We start from the raw sequence: 19,853 nt of genomic DNA, 5'->3' as shown, positions 1-19,853 counted from the left end.
CTTCTTTTAAATTAAAATACAAAGAACTCTACCTTATAATTTATTAGTAGAGTTCTTTGTATTGTTTAATATCTTGTTTCAAATTAAACATTCTTTTAGGTATCGTATCGATTTATTTTCTATTTAACACCTTTTAATATAATTCCTTCTTTAAATCCACCACGTTCTTTTAACTTTTCTTGCCTTTTATTAAGTAAATCTTCTTCACTATATCCAATATTATCTGCTAGTCCAAATAAAACTTCCATAATGTCTGCAAGCTCTTCTAAGTTTTTATCTTCTAAATATTCATTAACCTCTTCCATAAGTTTAGCTTCAAGAAGTGCTGTTCTTTCTTCTTTTGGAGCTATTTCTATTTCACATTCTTTTCCTGTTGATTTTATAACTTCTGGTATTAAATCTCTTACTAACTTATTATAAGTTTTCATAACCTCTTAACTCTCCTTAACACAAATTGCATTTAACCAAGTAATATCGCCTCTTCCTGGAACAATATCAATAGTTTTATAAACTTTCATAATCTTTAAACCTTCAACTTTATTTATTAATTCATTAAAAGTTTCTTCAGTATAGCAATTAAAATATCTTCCTTTTTCATCTATATATTCATCTTCACCATACTTAAATGACATATAAAAGATTCCATTATCATTTAAATTTGATGATACATTTTTTATAACATCTAGGATATCTTTTTTATTAACATGAAGTAATGATGCACATGCCCATATTCCATGGAACTTGTCTATTAATGATAAGTCTTCAAATTTACTAACTAAAACCTCTTGCCCTATTAGTTTTGATGCACTTTGTGCTAATTCTTTGGAACCATCTACTGCTGTTATTTTGTATCCTTTATCTATAAATGCTTTACTATCTCTACCACTTCCGCACCCTAAGTCTAGGATAGTTCCACCTTTTGGGATATTGTTTAAAAACTCTTTATATAATTTGCTCATATCAATTGTAAGTGTTGTTTCTATGTATGTTTTTGAATTATTGTTGTAAAAATCTAATGTGTTATTTATCATTTGTCTTATTCCCTTCAATTATTTATAATCTTCACTTTAATTTTCTTATATCATATATATAACTTAACTTCATTAAATTAACTCAGTGTATTAATTCATAATAATTCTACTCTAAATTTCTAACTTTATCTTCTAAAATAGATTTATACAGTAAATATTTATTAGCTATTCCATCTGAACTATCTAATAGATTTATTACTCCATCCATGCTAATCCTAATAAACATTCTATAAACTTCGCTATTTTTCACTCCACTTTCTAAATACAGCTTTGTCCCAAGTTTTTCTGAAATTTCATTACTAAATTCATCATAAACCTTCTTTAACCTCTTAACTCCTTCATCTCTCCAAGCTTCTGCTGATATACCAACAGTATTATTTCGTTTACTATAAGATACTACAAACTCAATTCCTTTATCTTTTATTCTAGATGCTCCAAAATAATATTTTTTCCCTAAATATTTAATATTCAAATTAGATTTTTTATTAATTTCATTAACAATACTTGCTAAAAATTCAATACTATTATTATCTTTATTGATAATAGTTTTATTTTGTTTTGGTTTCTTATTTATATAATAATCTTCAATCTTATCAGGAGGTATTATTTGATCTATGTCTATTAAAATTTCATTATTTAACTCATAAGGTTTAATAGAAATACACTTAACATCAATACTATTTTCATATAGCCATGTACAAACTGATAATATTCGTTTATCAAATTCTTTTCCTATAACTATTATTCTCTGAGAATTATTTAACTTTTCATTAAGTACATCTTCATCCTCTACTTGTAAAAAATACATTATCTCTTGTTCTGGATTTAAATTTAATCCAAAGTTATCAATATATTCACGATATATATCAAGAATATCCTTTGGTGTTAATCTCGAACAATACGAAGCATACTTTAATGCTTGAAAATCTACTGCACTTCCTGAGTTATCTCTTTTTACTTCTATAATAACTAACTTACCATCTTTGTCTAAAGCTAATAAATCTAATCTTTCATTTACTTCAAATTTATCATACTCATGCCCAATGATAAGTAGCTCCTCTCCCATAACCTCAGGTTTTTTTCTAAGCCATTCTTCAATATGTTGTCTTTCTTTTATATCACTTTCATAAAATGTTGTTTCTTTTACCTCCTCAAGAAAATTTCCAGCTTTATTTAATATATACATAATACTCATTCCCCCTTATAATAACCATTCTTATTCATTTATATAAATTATAAAGAAGCCAAAATTAATTGACTTCTTTGATAATTGTATTATATACTATTTTCTCTTGTTAAAAAACCTATTCTTATAATAGGTTTCAACCCTTAAATCTATCGCATCTAGCATATGTTCCTTAAAAGCTTTGCTACCAATTAACTCTTTTAAATCATCCTGAAGAGCTAATATACAGTTATCTTTCTCTTTAAAGAAATCACCATGAGTTTTAATCAAAAACTTAATAGGATTATTTTTAGCTAAGCTAATGTACTTCTTCTTATCCCAGCTCATAAAATCACTAGTGCTTTTATCCTTAAGCATATCAACCTTATTAGATCCCTTTCTATAAAACTCATAGAAACTCTTATAAATATCATCTTCTGATATTTCCATCTTTATATCTCCATCATTATAAAAGGCTAATAAAACTGGCATCTTATAAGTTTTACTCATACTTGTGGTTTCAATCATATTAATAAATTCTCTACCTCTAGAATTATATAATTTCTCTTCATCATAACTTAATTCATCATTTTCTTTTATATACTCTAAATAATTCTTAAATGGATCCATTGATTTATTTTTACTTCTAATATTTTGATAAACATCATCATCCATATAAGTAAATAACTCAACTCTACTTGGTCTATGTCCTAACATATCATATACAATATCAAACTGCTCTTTTATCTTATCCTTAACCTTCATTTCTCTTTCTGCTTGCTTTTTGAATATATCAATGATTCTAAAGTCAAAATCTACTATACACTCCTCTGGGAATTCATAATCACCTTGCTTATTTTTCTTACATTCTGCTGCTGAATACTCTTTTCCACTTAATAAAAACGGCACTAAATTGGCCTTTTTATAATTACCTATAAAATCTAGTACATTTAAACATTTCTTATCTTTAGCCTTTCTTAATCCTCTTCCAAGCTGTTGCAGGAAAATTGTTGGAGATTGTGTTGGTCTTAAAAACATAACCATGTCAATTTGAGGTACATCTAAACCTTCATTAAACATGTCTACTGAGAATATTACCTTTAACTCACCGGAAGTCAATTTAGCTAAAGCTATATCTCTTTCCTCTGAATATTCTCCCCTTTCTCCACTATATACAGCTACTGCAGGCACTTTATTTTCATTAAATACCTTTGCCATATATTCTGCATGATGTCTTGAGCTACAAAATCCCATTGCCCTTTGTGAATTATATTTTTGATAATGATTTAAAATAAGTTCTCCTCTTTTATTAAGCATCAATGCTTCTTCAAGTTGCTTATCATCATATTTACCATATTTATAATCTATATCTTCATAATTAACTGTTTCATCATAAATACCATAGTATTTAAAAGGTACTAGCCACCCCTTATTTATTGCATCTTTTAACCTAACTTCATAAACCATGTTATAATCACAAAGTGCAAATACATCTTTAGAATCAAGTCTTTCTGGAGTTGCAGTAAGTCCTAATAAAAACTTTGGTGTAAAGTAATTAATTATTTTATTGTAATTGTTAGAAACTGCATGATGGAATTCATCAACTACTATATAGTCAAAATAGTCCTTTGCAAAATATTTTTCATTTAAATATTCATCCTTACCTAAAGTTTGAACTAATGCAAATATAAATGAATTGCTTGTATCTTTTTGATTAGCATAAAAGAATCCAATATCATCAGAATTTCTAACATTTTTAAAACTTTGAGCTGCTTGCTTTATTATTTCTTCTCTATGTGCTACAAATAAAATTCTCTGATACTTTGCAGAATCAAATGCAGCCAAATAAGTCTTTCCTATACCTGTTGCAGCAACTACTAAACCTTTATCAAATCCTTCTTCTCTAGATTTATCTAAGCTATATAATGCTTCAATTTGAGCTCCTCTTGGTTCAAATATATTTACAACTTTATCTTCCTTGCTTTCTTCTTTTTCTAAATCCTTATATATATTAGGTCTTGTCCATTGTTTTGAATAATCTTTTAATACTTCATCAGTTATTACTAATGAATGGTTATTAAATAAATCTTCAAATGTATCGTAAAATACTTTAAAGTCATTTGGAGCATTTGATTTTAGGAATCTGTAGTTCCACTCTATTGATGATGTTAATGCTCCTCTTGATATGTTTGATGAACCTATGTATATTTCTGAATCTAGTGGATTATGAAACATATATGCTTTTGGATGGAATGATTTGTTTGGATTGTTGTAAAATCTTAAGTCTACTTTATCTCCTAGTTCTGATTTTAGTAAATATAGTGCTTGTGGTTGTGTTATTTTTAAATAGTTTCCTGTAAGTATTCTTATGTTAACTCCACGACCTAGTGCTTCTTTTAGGTCTTGTAATAATAGTTTTACTCCTGATTCCATTAGGAATGATACTATTATATCTATTGTTGTAGCTGTTTTGAAGCTTTGTTTTAGCTTTGGATAAAGGTGGTCTTTATCACCTGTTGTGGAATTTGAATTTATTTGATCTTCGTGTATTGGTTTTTCATTTATTTGTGATACTTTTATTGTTTCTTTTATATTATTTATCATCTGATCTCCTAATATTTTTATATAATAAAAGCAAAAAGAAACTTGTAATAATATTCTTTTTGCTCTTATTAATTATCTCATATTTATTTATCTTTTCCAAACAAATTATATTTTTAACTATTAATTATATATTCTTTCATTTTTTAAATATAAATTTTCTCCACCATATAGCCCTATATGCTCTACTATATTTTGAGCTAATCTTTGAATCGTTATTAAATAACTCTTCAAAAAGGTTATTGGTAACATTTTATTTTAGCAACATGTAATTTTAATTTACAACTTTCTTAGTTTATATACTTGCTTAATTAAGTCAAATAAATAATCCAAATCATCTTTATCAGTTAAAACTACTTCATAATCGCCATTACCCCAATGTCCTATATTCGATACATCTCTTGCTATTTTTTTATAGTCATTAATACTTTCCCATTTACAATTAAGCCATACTTTTATTTTCTTTTTCATAGGATATATATCTACTATATTTTTATTATTTAATCTAAATCCAATATAAACACCAGTACATTTAATATTAATATTTCCATCTAAAGTAAGTATATATTCCTTAATTTCATTATATATTTCCTTTATTTCTTCCGGACTATTATTTAATAAATTTTCCTCTTTATATACTTTAATTTCTTTGTTTACTGATTTAACTACTTCACTTGTAGTTTCTATTGTTTTAATAGACTCAGCATTTCTTGAAACTTTTATAGGATTAAAGCTCACTGTATTATTACTAAACTTTTTAACCTCCCATAATTCAAATGGTAAATCTCTAAAATTTATTGATTCTTTTTGGTAGTTATTAAATTCAGGTGATACAAATATTACCCTTGATTGTGACCAATCTATATCATCTCTTTTTAAAGTATTATTACAATTTTCATTATACTCTAATATAAATTCTGCTTTATTATTTACAAGCAAAGATAAATAAGCATATCCTTGATCTATAACACTAAAATTCCTTGTATTTTTATATTCAATGATTATAAAAGAGTTTGTATTTTTATCAAATGCTAAGGTATCAATCCTGAAATTATTTAAAGTAACTTCTCTTTTTACAAATTCTAGTCCAAATAGTTCTTCCAAATTCTTTTCACATAATTTATGTAACTCAATTTCTTTTGAAAATGGAACTTCTTTTATTTCTTCTAAGTTTTCATTATTTATATTATATAAAATCATATAATCTCCTCTTCAAGTAAATATATTTATATTATACCTAGCTTCATATTCACAATAACCGCATTAAACTTTCTAAATAAAACTATAACTTTACTTTTTCTTTATACGAATATCCATCACTATAAAAAATATGGTTAAGATATAATTTTTCCTACTTACCAAAATGATATAGACTTGTGTTAACATTAGATATTATTTCAGGTATATCTTTATTACAATACATATAAACACCTTCCCTTGATCTTGTTAACAATGTATATAATATTTTTTCCTTATTCGCATAACTATAGCTTTCAAACTCATTTAATCCTAATATAAATACATGATCAAATTCTAATCCTTTAACTTGATGATAATTAGTTACTGATACATCTTTAGTAAAATCCCATTCATCTTTAAGTGCTATATAACTATTAATACCCTCTTCATTCATTTGCTCATTAATATATTTTAAATGTTTACTATCTGGATATAAAATAACTATTGCAGCATCTTTATTTTTATATTTTATTTCTTTAATTTTTTCTTTAACATTTTCTAAATTATCATTTAGGCCCTTACCACAGTATACTACTGGTTTTAGTCCACTATTATCATTGATTATTTTATCTGTATTTCCAATTAAGGCATTGGCAAAGTTAATTGTTTGAACTGTAGATCTATGTACTTCTTTTAATGTAAATAAATTATCTATATTAATTCCAAGTCCATCCCATTCATCTATATTAGTATTAAATATCTTTTGATTAACATCTCCTGCTAAAGTCATAGAATATGTTGAAATATTCTTTAAAGCCTTTAATTGGATAGGTAAAAAATCTTGAACTTCATCTACAGCAATATGATCAAAAACTCTTAACTCCTTATTAATCTCTCCTGATATAAGTGTTAATAAATAGGTTATTGCATAAAGTTCATATTTATTAGCTTTATATTGGAATAAAGTCTTATAAAAGAAGTATGCCTCTTTAAATTTTTCTTTTATTTCTTCTGATATATAAACTTTATAAAGAATATTAGTACCATTCAAAGTATAAATTTTATTATTAAAATCAATTTTAGTTACATAAGTAGATTTTAAAATTCTTTCTAATTCTTTATCTACAGAATTTTTTGTTTCTTCTGAATTAGGCATTGAATTAATCTCTTCATGAATTTCCTCTCTTAACTCAAATATATCTTGAATAGTTATTATATCATTAAATATATAATGATCTGGTATATAGAACTTTAATAAATCACTACTTGTTATTTCATCTTCAATACAACTACTTAAAGCTTGTATATAATTTAAAAGTATATCTCCAAATTCTACAGATTTATATGCTTCTATAGTTTCATCACTAATCTTTGCATTATAATTGATGTAGCTAATATTGCTATAGTTTTTTACTAATTGATAAGCCCATTTATCAAATGAAAATACTTGAATATTTTTCAGGTTAAGATCTCCAATAACACTACTTAAATATTCTTTTAAAGCTACATTATAACAAACTAATGCCATATTTTTTTCTTTAAACATACTTCCAAATTCATTTAGTAAGTATCTTAATCTATGAATTGCTATATTAGTTTTACCTGTACCTGCTCCTCCATTTATTAACGTTACTCCTATTTCTGGTGCTCTCATTACAGCATCTTGCTCAAGCTTCATTCTATCAATAATTTCTTGCATACCTATCTTTCTATTACCAACTGGTTTTATAGCCTTTTTAACCTTTGGCATTTCACCTTTTATTACTGTAGTATTTTCACCATCAAAAATATAACTTAAATCTTTCTTATAATGAGTAAATTGCTTTAATAATGATTCTTCAATTATATAATCTATTTTTTCATTAACAGTATGTTTTCTTCCATTGATTTTTTCTGATTCATCTACATCATAAAATCTTAATTTTGCAATATTATCTGTAAATAATACTATATCATTTTCATAATCTTTCTTATATTTAGATATATATATGTTGCCAGCATCTGTAGCGACTTTACAAAAGTATGGTGAACTAATGAATAATTCTGTGTCTTTTTCATCACCATCTCTACGAAGAACATCATAGTTATCTCTTAATAAATTTAGCTCTTCTCTCATATAAATTCTATCTTCTCTATCTGCATAAGGAAGTTCTTCTCTTAAGTTATATATTTTATTTTCTAAGACTTTTATATCTTCATTATATTTTTCTTGTTTAACCTTTACATTTTCAACAGCATTTGAAACATGCTTAATTGATTCTTCCCATACTCTTTTTACTATAGTTTCCATCCCAACATACTCCTTATTTTTTATTTAATTTTAATTATTATTTTACTATTATCACTATCAAGATATTGTTATAAAATGGTGTACTACTCTTAGTACACCATCCTATACTACTTATATTCTATATTATTTTCAGCTACCATTTGCCAGTCCATATCAGTAAAATCTACATTCCCACACATAAGTTCAGCTTGTCTTAAAACAGTTTCCAATGCCTTCTTAGATTTATCTGGTTAATAATCATATTTCTTTAAAAACCTCTTAATTATACTTCTCATTCGTATTTTAATAACTCTTATTATTTGCTCTGCGAATATCTCAGTTTTAATTCTATTTTAAAACCTTCAATCATTTCTAAGTAATCAACTACACCTCTATCTAATTTATCTTTAAATATTCTATTAATAGCTTTCATTAAGTATATATAAATTTCAGACATCTCTCCTTCAGTTGCAAATTCAACGACCAATTAATTATCAATCATATACTTATGACTGAAGATAAACTGTTAGTTTCACATCCTACTGAATTAAAATGAAATTGCTAATAATTCTTATAATCTATAATAATATAGATTCAATTAATGTATTAAAATTATTGTCTTTATCTGAACCTTCTTCTTTCACTTCTATACTTGGAGTATTATTATATTTATTATCTTTTTCTTCTAACTTTTTAAGTAATCTCTCTTCTAATCCTAATAATACTATTTCCATATTTTTTTGTATAATCTCAACTAATCCACCCTTTAAAGTATTATTAAAATTATTTTGACTTTCCGATAAAGTTTTTATAAGTGTATTCATGTTAATACTACTTATACTTTTATCTATTGCCTCTATTTTTTTTCTTAATTCTACATTTTCTTTTTTTATTTCACATAACTCTGTGTTTAACTTTTCATTTTCTTCCTTTATTAATAAATCTACTTCATTTATTCTCTTTGATAAAAACTTTATTTCTTTTTTTAAATCTCTATTATCAATTATAGAATCCAAATTACTCTTTAACTTTTGAGATTCGTTTTCCTTTTCCTTCACCTTCTCATTTAACTCTATTATTTCTTTTTTTGCATTTACTAACTCTTGAATGCACTCTCCTAAAGTTAATGACATAATATCATTGTTCATACCTATCTCCTCTATCTTTGCTTGACTATCATTGAACTCTTCATTTTGTGAATTTATTTTTTCTTTATATATCTCATATAATTTATCTCCACACTTATTTAAATCTAACTTATTTTTTTGCCATAGTATAGTACATGATCTAAATATGTATTTTGACGTTTTTCCTTTACTTAATTTTGTGTACATATCCTCAGTTGTTAAAATAAAATCAATTTCTTTTATCTCATTAACAACAATTTTTTCCCACATTTTTAAAAGGCTTATCCTTATCTTTCTATCTTTTCTAATAAACTCTTTTACCTTTACCTCAACTACATCCCTATTAAATCTAAATCTTTTTCCTCCCTCTGGAATACATGAAAATTTTAACAGCGGATTTTCATCTATAATTAATCTAAGATTATCATCTTGAAAGTACTCTATTATCAAATCAAGTATTTCAAAATCATCAATATTAGTTTTAAATATTTTTTTCATTAATTAGATCCTCCTGTTGGAGCTAAATCAACTAAAGAGTTAATAGAGTTTAAACATTCCATAGCAACCTTTTTCGTATCCTCATTATAGCTACATTGAACAACAACACCTTTTATCTTCTCCTTTAAAGCATAAGTAAATCTACTATATTCTTTTCTGAAAAATTCTAACAATTTATTCTTAATAACTATATATTCAGTATTCATTAATTTCTTTAAAAATAGTTCTGCAATTTCATCTGAAGGAATTCCTGTAGAAAATAAATCAATTACTTTAATTACCTTTTTTACATTAACTGTATCTTCATTATCTAGAATTTTTTCTGCAACTTTATTTAAATTATCTAATAAATCTTGTCTATTCAAACCTCTTAATCTTTTTATTTGATTAGAAGCTTCTATAGAAACATCGCTATATTCATCATTATTTAAAATATACTCAAATAATTTTATAATATATCTATTATCCCCTCTTTCAACCTTAGCTGAACATATTGTAGCATTTAAAACTTCTGATTGATTAATAACATTAGCGATAACCTTATCTAAATCTTGATTACTTATTGAATCCATCTTTGCTAAAGTAATTAAAGCTATACTTCTTTCCTTATCCGTTGAATTCCTATCGGTAATTATCCCTAATAAACTTTCCTTATCTTTTCTTCTATTAGTTGCTCCAAAAAGTATTTCTTGTGCTCTATCCTCTCCATTTGTACATTTTTCAAGTAATATTATTAATTTTTTTCTTATAGCATTATCAATTTGATTATTTTTAAGTTTTTTCTCAATATCATCTAAAATAACCTTACTTAAATTAAATCTTATAGCTCCTATAGTTATATTTCTTACATTTCCCCATAAATTTTGTCTTAAATAAGATTTATAAATATATAGCGTATTATTAGGATTTTCTTTAGCAATCATATATAATATCTTTTTATATAACTCAAGTTCTAAACTTGTATCATTAGATTGACAGCATAGGAAATTTATCATACTTTCATATACTTCACTCGCATTTATAGCTAATAATGCTCTAGCCGCCATTTCCCTATTAAGAATATTTTTTTCAAATATTTCATAAACTTCTAAATAAATATCATATATTCTTAACTCACATATACTTTTTAATACAAACTCAATACAGTCATTCCAATTCCAATTAGATAATATACTTTTATAAGCTATCTTTACATTTTCACTATTTTCTTCATAAAGATATTTAACAACATCTCTTACTGCATTTATATATAAATCTTTTCCATATAGTCCTTTTGTAGCATAAACTAATATTTCAACCGGATTTTCTCTCATAGCATCCATTATATTACAAATATTAATTAATTCATATTTATAGTCACCTATATTACTTAAGTTATACCCCTCTATATTATTAACTAAACTAATAATTTTTTCTGCATTTTCATAACTAATATGTTGTTTAAAAATAATTTTATTACTATCTTTATATCTCTTTGAATCATTTGTCAATTTAGCATTTACATCTTCAATAAACGACATTGTATCTACTTCAATAGACATACTTTCTTCTTCTATTTCATTTTTTAACTTCTGTAAAATATCCTTATAATCTAACATTAAATTATCCCCCTAACATCATCAATTCTGTATTCTTTATTCGCCTCTTCTATCTCACTTTCGTCTAATTGACTGCCTTCTAATGTTAAGTTGATCTTAATATCTGGATTATCTTTAATCCAAGCTTCAAACATCAGTACTCCCTTTTGCGTATACTCAAGCTTTAATGTTATATCTGTACCTGATTTAATACCTACTGGGAATCTTAAATTTACATTTTCAAGTCTTTTTAAATCCGGATCAAAAAAGCTCATTCCTGCATAAAGCTCTAATGATAACCCTATTTCAGAAGTTACTTTTATAAGATTATCATGAATTATTGGTGTTCCAGCTTTTGTTTTGGCTTCAATTAATGGAATTGGGAAACCATCTTTTACATTTAAAAATACAGTTTGAGGTAAAGTAGGTATTATATCTACTACTGTTTGTTCTTCAATATTTACTTTATTATCATTTTTTTCTAAATTAATAATATCATAATGTTGATATATTGCAGCACCTCTTGAAACTGATTCCATAGAATCTGTAAATTTTAATGGCTCTTTTCCAAAAAAGTTTGTTATAGTTTTCCAAACCTCAGGATATTTTGTCATTCCGCCAACACAAAAAACATAATCTATGTCCTTTGCTTCTAATTTGCTTGATCTTAACGCTGATTCAATTGGTGAAATAACATTCTCCTTACTTTCCTTAATTAATAGTGAAGTAATATATTCATTATATCTCTTCATTGATAAATCATACTTAAATGGTTGTCCATTAATTGCATTAGGAATTCCTATTATTCTTTTTATATTTTTTTGCAATTCATTTAAATCATCACATTCATCACTTTGTTGAAGGTATTTTCCTGCAAAGAAAATTTTTGCTTTCTCTAAATATACTAGCAACATTCTTTTTAACTTCTTATATGATTCATTATCTAAGTCATTTTTCAATAAAATATTATTTTCTTTTTCAAAATCTTTAATTATACCTTCAACTGCATATGCATCAAAATTAGCTCCTCCTATTAATGTATGAGGGGATACTGCTACTTCTTCAACATATATTTCTTTTCCATTAATCTTAATTCTAAGCACAGCTACATCACAAGTACCTCCACCTAAATCAAAAACTAAAACATTTTTAAAATCTTGAAGTTCTATAAACTTATCGTTATCTTGAAGTTTACTTTGTTCATTTATAAAATCTAAAATAGCTGCTGTTGGTTCTGAAATAAGAGTAATATCACCTTTAAACCCTGCAAGTTTAGCAGCAGTTTTAGTAGAATTTCTTTGATCTATATTAAATGATGCAGGAACTGTAATTACTGCAGATTCAATAGATTCATCCTCTCTATATTTTTGCTTTAAATGCTTTCTAATTGCACTTAAAAAATAAGAAGCAACTTTTTCTGGCGAATACTCTTTATCATCAATTTTCCATCTATAATCACTTTCACCAATATAATTTTTAGAATTAAAAATTACTCTATTTGCACTTTGACCTTTCATTTCTTTAGCCATTAATCCAACATTATGTAGACCATTATTTACATATAACACTGATGGTAGTAATGTACTACTTTGAATTTCTCCCCATTCCTCATTAATTACTTGATCTATCGCTTCAGTTAACACCTCAACATTTGAATTAATTCCTCTTCTTGCAGTAGATACTACTGTATTAGTAGTACCTAAGTCTATTCCAACTGAAAATGCCATTTATTTTTCCTCCTATCTATATTGGTTTTATAACCATTGGCACAACTTGTTTACCATTGTAGCTCCAACCTAAATATTCAACTTTACCTTCCACTAGTCCATCTTTATTTATCGGATTAGTAAATATAAATTCTTTTAATACATCTTTTGTATTTACTGTTATGTTTTCACCAACTAATTTCCTATCTTCTATCGCTTCAAAACCATATTGGTTTAAAGCATTAAATAAATTAGCCAATATTATTTCTAAATTTTCTTTAGATATATCATTTATATTTTTATAAGCATTATAAAGCTCAGATAAAACTGCCCCATTACGGATATTAGCTAAGTCTTTTAAGACTTTAATTTCTCTTTCTTTATCTGCTTCAATTAATTTATTATATTTTTCTCTTGATAAAGTAATTAATTCTTCACTTTCTTCTATTGATACAACTTTTTCTTCTATAGTTTCTTCTACTGTTTCATTATTGATTTCTTCTATGGAAGATTCTATATTATTATTTTTTATATCAACTTCAATATTAAAAGTATCATCTAATACATCTAATGACGTAGGTTTGCTCAAAAACATATCAATTATAGAATCTGATATATTTATATCACTTTCTGAACCTAAATCTAATGTTAATTCATTAGATTTTTCTTCTATTTCTAATTTCTCTTCTACTTTAGATTTTTCTTCAACTTCTAATTTATTTTCAAATTTTTTATTTTCTATTATATTAAATAATGTTAATATTTCTTCTCTATAATCTGATAAATATTTTTTTAGATTTATTAATGAATTATTATCCCCATATCCTGCCAAATGAACTCTGCTTTTAATTTCCTTACTATGCTCTGTATTACTAAATAACTTATTAATAAACTCACAAATATTATTATTTAACTCTTCAATAGTTAATTCTTCTTTCATAACAAAATAAATTGTAAATACTTCAACTAACCAACTTAAACTTGATTGTAAATTTTCTCTAAAACCTTCTACATCTAATTCTCCATTTAAGAAAGAATTATAGATCCTTATATCTTCTTCATTATCCAAATTCATTATTTTTTGAATTTTAGTAATAATATCCGAATTTAATTCTATATCTTTTGATAATATTGACTTTACTAACTTAACAATCTCTTCATTATCATTACGTCCTTTACTTTCTTTCAAAATAGTAAACTTTATTAATTTATTTAACTTAGCTCTTTCATACTTTGAAATTAACCCCATTTCTTTTAAAATAGAGTCTATCTCTCTTTTACTAATTCCTAAATTGGCCTTTTGCCATGGATGTCCATTTGGCCTTAATATAGCCAATTCTAATATTCTTTCTTTCATCTTTTCCTCCATTTATAATTTTATTAACTCATTATTTTTACTTTGATATATATTTATATTACCTATATTAGTCAATTTTCTTTCTAATATAGATTTCTCGCCTTTATTGTCACCATGAACTAAAATAATATTTTTAGCTCTAATATAATATTGAAGTGCTAAAATTTCATTCATACTTGCATGAGCTGATAAATTAAATGATTTAATTTCAGCAGCAATTTTATAACATTTTCCTTCAATATTAATGTATCGTTCACATTTTAATTGTGCTTGTTCCTTAAGCTTTGCACCAATAGTGTTATTGGCTTGATATCCTATTAAAATACATACTCCATTTTCTGAAGCAAGTATCTTTTTAGCATATTCCGCTGATGCACTACCTTCTAATAACATTCCTGAACTTGCTACTATACAACATGTATTAGTCATTATTTCTTCAGATATAAATTGCTCTTTTGAAGAATAAACAGAATCCTTAACATAATATGTACGGTTTTTAACTATTTTTTTATCTATATATTTTTCGTAAATCTTTGTTACCTCAATAGAAGTACCATCAATATATGTCCTAAAATGTTTATTCTTATCATTAGAATTAATTAAATCTAATACTTCTTGTGTTCTTCCTAATGCAAATGCAGGAATTAATACTTGCTTTCCTTGTTCTAACTTCTCACCTATATAATTAAATAACTCTAGCTTTTCATTCAAAAACGATTTATTAATTTCTTTATTACCATAAGTACTTTCAGTTATAAGAATATCAATTTCATCTTCTGGAATATCCATACCTTGTACTAAATTTTGATTTCTTAAACAATAATCTCCTGTAATGAATATATTACATTTTTCATTTTTAATCATAACTGAAGTAGCACCTAATATATGTCCAGCTCTATATAATTCTATATATGTTCCATTTTGATCTATTGGGAATTTTCTACGAAAATCAATAGTTATTATTTTTTGAATTAATTCTTCTAAAATATAATTTTCCTTTTTACTTATTTCTAATGACATAATATTAAGTTTCAATAACTCTCTAGATTCTCTAGTCATTATGAATTTTATTGATTTATTCATTTTATATAAATCTAATATTGCTCCACAATGATCTAAATGAGCATGAGTAATTATTATATATTTAATACTCTTAAATACACCTATCTCTTCTAAAAGCTTAAAGTTTGGTAATTCATAATCATTACCTTTAAATTCAATTCCGCAATCTATTAATACTCTCGCCCCATTTATATCTATATAATAAGAACTTGCTCCTACATTATCTCCTCCACCAAGAGGAATAAAATTAAAATCATATATACAATTTTCTTGATTTTCTATTAGATCTATATTATTTAATTTTTCTAATTCAATTAGCTTATATATTATTTCAGCTGAAACTTTATTTTTATATCTAAATATAATTTCTGCTGCTGCAATATTTTCCTGCCATAGTCCTAAAGAAACCTTACAATATTCCAGTTGAATCTTTTTATCTGTTATGTTTCTAGATATTAAATACGTAATTATACTTTTTTCAATATTGTTGTTACACTCCTGTAATATATCACCTATTTTATCCTTATATTGCAAAAACTCACCACAACATAATAAGAATATATTTTCTATGTACTTATTCCTTATAGATAAATTATTATTTTCTAAATATACTGTTCTAATTTTTTTTATTATTTCATCCCAGCAACCACATAAAGATGCTAAATTAAACATAATAATAAGTTCATCTTCATCTAATCTAAAGTGATTTATTGCTTTTAATAAACTCTCCTTACATCTTTTTAGCTCATCTAAATTATATTCAAGATTAGCTTTATATAAGTAATAGCCACAACCTTTTTCTTCCTTAAATTTTCTATTAATTAAATTATTGTATTCTTCTAAATAATTATTGATTGTCTACACCTCCTTTTAAAATATTTATTAATTATTACTAACAATAGTTTTTATAATCTAAAATTTATATTTAAAGGGATACAGAGTATCCCCTATATATTATCTATAAGTTTCTTTCTTTTCTGCTATCATTTGCCAGTCCATATCACTAAAATCTACATTCCCACACATAAGCTCAGCCTGTCTTAAAACAGTTTCCAATGCCTTCTTAGATTTATCTGGTGGATAATCATATTTCTTTAAAAGCCTCTTAATTATCCTTCTCATACCTGCTTGAGCACTTTTTCTTATGCTCCAGTCAATAGAAATATTTCTTCTTATAGCATAAGTTAACTCATGTGCAATCATCTTTAAAGTTTCATCTGTCATAAACTCTTTTACTGCATCATCATCAGTTAATGCATCATAGAAAGCAATTTCATCAGAATTTAATCCTAGCTCTTCTTCTCTAGTTTTCATATTCTTTAAATCATGAGCCATCTTAATTAACTCTTCAATAACTTCTGCATTAGTTATTGCTTGATTTCTATATTTATTTAAAGTCTTCTTTAGCTTTTCAGAAAACTTTTCTGATTTAACTAAATTTGTTCTCTCCATAGTTTTCAAATTGCCTTCAAGTAACTTTTTAAGCATTTCAGCAGCAAGGTTCTTTTCTTTCATCCCTTTAACTTCTTCTAAGAATTCTTCCGAAAGAATAGAAATATCTGGCCTTTTTATCCCTAAAGTATCAAATACATCAATAACTTCTTCTGAAATAATTGATTTTTCTAGTAGTTGATTAACTCTAGCTTCCATCTCTTTCTTTGATTTTTTCACTGTAGTTTTACTGTCTAGTTTAACTAAACTGGCTTTTACAGCTTTGAAGTAACTTACTTCTAATGCTACTTTTTTTCCGTCATCTGTAGCTGCACATAATGCATGAGCCTTTGCTAGTTCTGTAGAAAATTGCTTAAATTCCTTTTGCTCTTTTTCATCAAAGCCTAAAACTAAGTTCATACCACTTGTAATAGCTCTTATTCTTTTAGATTGAGAATCTCCCATATAGCCTGAATAGTCAAATCCATGAAGCATATCTCTTAAAACTTCTAGTTTTTCAATCATTACTGCAATAGCTGCACCTGTATCTATACCAGTGTTATGTTTATCACTATCTGTATATTGCTTTAATGCCTTTTTAAGACTTTCAAGTATTCCAAGATAGTCAACTACAACTCCACCACTCTTATCTTTAAATACTCTGTTAACTCTAGCAATAGCTTGCATTAAGTTATGTCCTTTCATTGGCTTATCTATATACATAGTATGCATTGATGGAACATCAAAACCTGTTAGCCACATATCTCTTACTATAACGATTTTTAGTTCATCATTATTATCTTTCATTCTATTAGCTAATGTATCTCTTCTTTGTTTACCACCAATATGAACTTGCAATCTTTGATTATCTGCTGCACTACCAGTCATAACTACTTTTATTTTACCTTTATCAACATCATCAGAATGCCAATCTGGTCTTAATTTAATTATTTCATCATAAAGATCAACACAGATTTTTCTACTCATACAAACAACCATAGCTTTTCCATCTACAGTTTTAGCTTTTTCTTCATAGTGATTTACTATGTCTTCTGCTAACTTTTTAATTCTACTTGGAGAACCTACAACAGCTTCTAATCTTGACCATTTGCTCTTGTACTTCTCTTTATCATTATCTTCTTGACCTTCTGTTATTTCATCAAATTCTTCATCAATTTCTTCAATAATATCTTCATTAGTATCAAGTTTGATTATTCTATTTTCATAATATATTTTTACAGTAGCTCCATCTTCAACAGCTCTAGTCATATCATAAATATCAATATAATCACCAAATACTACTGGAGTTGATTTATCATCAAGTTCAATTGGAGTACCTGTAAATCCTATAAATGTTGCATTAGGAAGTGCATCTCTTAAATATTTGGCATATCCATATTTAACATTACCTTCTTTATCTGTTTTAGCTTCAAATCCATATTGACTTCTATGAGCTTCATCTGCCATTATAATTACGTTTCTTCTATCAGTTAAAGCAGGCATTTCTCCATCTTCTGGTTTAAACTTTTGAATAGTTGTAAAAATAATTCCACCTGACTCTCTATCATTAAGTAAATCAAATAATCCATTTACTTCTTTTGAATTATCTTTAGCTTTAACATTAGCTTGCTTTTGCTCATCTGAAAGCTTTCTAACATCTGCTTGCTTTGGAGTTTGTCTTAAAATATCAGCTGATTTAGCAAAAGTTCCAAATAATTGATCATCTAAGTCATTTCTATCTGTTAATACAACTATTGTTGGATTATTTAATTGCTTTACTAATTGTGCTGCATAGAATACCATTGAAAAACTCTTACCTGACCCTTGAGTATGCCAAATAACACCTGCTTTTTTATCTCCCTTTTCACTACAAGCTAATTTTGTTTTTTCTACTGCTTTTTTAACTGCAAAGTATTGATGATATCCTGCTAATATTTTTATATTAACTGCCTTATCTCCAATTTTATTACCATTAGCATCATAATCTGCTTTTCTTGAAGTTTGGAATAATAAGAAGTTTTCTACTATATCTAATAAACGCTCCTTAGATAACATACCTCTTAGCATAACTTCATATTGTGGTACATCTAAAGATGCAATAGTTTCACCATCAATACTTCTCCAGTTCATGAATCTCTCTTCATTAGAAGTAATAGTACCAGCTTTAGCATTTATACCATCTGATAATATGCAGAAAGCATTGTAGTTAAATAAACTTGGTATATCGTTCTTATAAGTTTGAATTTGATTATAAGCTTCTTCAATACTTACATTTTCATCACTAGCTGATTTTAACTCAATTACTACTAGAGGAATACCATTAACAAAAATAATTAAATCTGGTCTTCTTTCTTCTTTTTCAACTATAGTAAATTGATTTACTACTAAGAAATCATTTTTATTTATATTTTTAAAATCTATAATATAAGCCTTTTCAGTTTTAATAGCTCCATCCTTACTAAAAGAAACATCTATACCTTCAACTAAAAGCTTATGAAACTCTTTATTATTATCAACTAATACTGGACTATTAAATGTAATAATTTTTCTGTAAGCCTCTTCTAAAGCTTCCTCTGGTAAATGTCTATTGATACTAAATAAAGCATCTTTAACTCTTTGTTCTAATAAAACATCTTTATAATTATTTCTTTCTGGAGTATCACCATCATAGGCAATATCTGGTCCAAAAGCATAACTATAATCTAATTCTTGAAGTATCTCTATAGCTGCTTGCTCTAAAAGATCTTCTGTGAAATTTTCAAATAAACTCAACGTTCCACACCCCACCTTAATTTCCTTCTTTTTCATTTAAATATTCTGTGGCTATTAGAAGCTCTATCCAATATTCAG

At 26.0% G+C, this 19,853-nt stretch carries 13 protein-coding genes; all 13 read right to left on the bottom strand.

Annotated features, from left to right (window positions below):
• Positions 1-119: 119 nt before the first annotated feature.
• The 13 genes from HCG70_RS07360 to HCG70_RS07300 all read right to left on the bottom strand — a co-directional run bounded on the left by HCG70_RS07360 (position 120) and on the right by HCG70_RS07300 (position 19,775).
• A complete protein-coding gene (locus HCG70_RS07360) occupies positions 120-428 on the bottom strand; it encodes a nucleoside triphosphate pyrophosphohydrolase (RefSeq protein ID WP_055276066.1) in 309 nt (102 codons plus the stop codon).
• Between the two features lie 6 nt (positions 429-434).
• Positions 435-1,031 carry a bifunctional 2-polyprenyl-6-hydroxyphenol methylase/3-demethylubiquinol 3-O-methyltransferase UbiG gene (locus tag HCG70_RS07355; RefSeq protein ID WP_154820448.1) on the bottom strand — a complete coding sequence of 199 codons (597 nt, stop codon included), beginning with the start codon at positions 1,029-1,031 and terminating at the stop codon, positions 435-437.
• A 106-nt stretch (positions 1,032-1,137) separates the two neighbouring features.
• Entirely contained in the window at positions 1,138-2,217 is a 1,080-nt protein-coding gene (locus HCG70_RS07350; protein WP_221697645.1) for a hypothetical protein, read from the bottom strand.
• 96 nt (positions 2,218-2,313) lie between these two features.
• The gene (locus HCG70_RS07345; protein WP_221697644.1) at positions 2,314-4,800 is read right to left on the bottom strand and encodes a DEAD/DEAH box helicase family protein; all 2,487 of its coding nucleotides are present in this window, start codon (positions 4,798-4,800) and stop codon (positions 2,314-2,316) included.
• Positions 4,801-5,076: 276 nt separating this feature from the next.
• Positions 5,077-5,997: a DUF5655 domain-containing protein gene (locus tag HCG70_RS07340; protein WP_221697643.1), complete on the bottom strand. Its 921-nt coding sequence runs from the start codon at positions 5,995-5,997 to the stop codon at positions 5,077-5,079.
• Positions 5,998-6,148: 151 nt separating this feature from the next.
• Positions 6,149-8,266: a UvrD-helicase domain-containing protein gene (locus tag HCG70_RS07335; RefSeq protein ID WP_221697642.1), complete on the bottom strand. Its 2,118-nt coding sequence runs from the start codon at positions 8,264-8,266 to the stop codon at positions 6,149-6,151.
• A gap of 295 nt (positions 8,267-8,561) precedes the next feature.
• Positions 8,562-8,702, bottom strand: coding sequence for a hypothetical protein (locus tag HCG70_RS07330; RefSeq protein WP_221697641.1), 141 nt, complete (start codon positions 8,700-8,702; stop codon positions 8,562-8,564).
• A 121-nt stretch (positions 8,703-8,823) separates the two neighbouring features.
• Positions 8,824-9,870 (bottom strand): hypothetical protein, encoded by a 1,047-nt coding sequence (locus tag HCG70_RS07325; RefSeq protein WP_221697640.1) that lies wholly within the window; start codon positions 9,868-9,870, stop codon positions 8,824-8,826.
• Positions 9,870-11,468, bottom strand: a complete 1,599-nt coding sequence (locus tag HCG70_RS07320) for a hypothetical protein (protein WP_221697639.1) — start codon at positions 11,466-11,468, stop codon at positions 9,870-9,872. The genes HCG70_RS07325 and HCG70_RS07320 overlap by 1 nt, the downstream gene beginning before the upstream one ends.
• The gene (locus tag HCG70_RS07315) at positions 11,468-13,174 is read right to left on the bottom strand and encodes an Hsp70 family protein (protein WP_221697638.1); all 1,707 of its coding nucleotides are present in this window, start codon (positions 13,172-13,174) and stop codon (positions 11,468-11,470) included. Before HCG70_RS07315 ends, HCG70_RS07320 begins: the two co-directional genes overlap by 1 nt.
• A gap of 16 nt (positions 13,175-13,190) precedes the next feature.
• A complete protein-coding gene (locus HCG70_RS07310; protein WP_221697637.1) occupies positions 13,191-14,510 on the bottom strand; it encodes a hypothetical protein in 1,320 nt (439 codons plus the stop codon).
• 12 nt (positions 14,511-14,522) lie between these two features.
• A complete protein-coding gene (locus HCG70_RS07305; protein ID WP_221697636.1) occupies positions 14,523-16,244 on the bottom strand; it encodes an MBL fold metallo-hydrolase in 1,722 nt (573 codons plus the stop codon).
• 282 nt (positions 16,245-16,526) lie between these two features.
• On the bottom strand, positions 16,527-19,775 hold the full coding sequence (locus tag HCG70_RS07300; protein ID WP_221697635.1) for a type I restriction endonuclease subunit R: 3,249 nt from the start codon (positions 19,773-19,775) through the stop codon (positions 16,527-16,529).
• Positions 19,776-19,853 lie beyond the last annotated feature (78 nt).

The sequence above is a fragment of the Clostridium sp. K04 genome, assembly GCF_019734375.1.
Lineage (GTDB): Bacteria > Bacillota > Clostridia > Clostridiales > Clostridiaceae > Clostridium > Clostridium saudiense.
The sequence above is the reverse complement of the archived record's forward strand: the minus strand, read 5'-3'. Positions and strand labels throughout refer to the sequence as shown.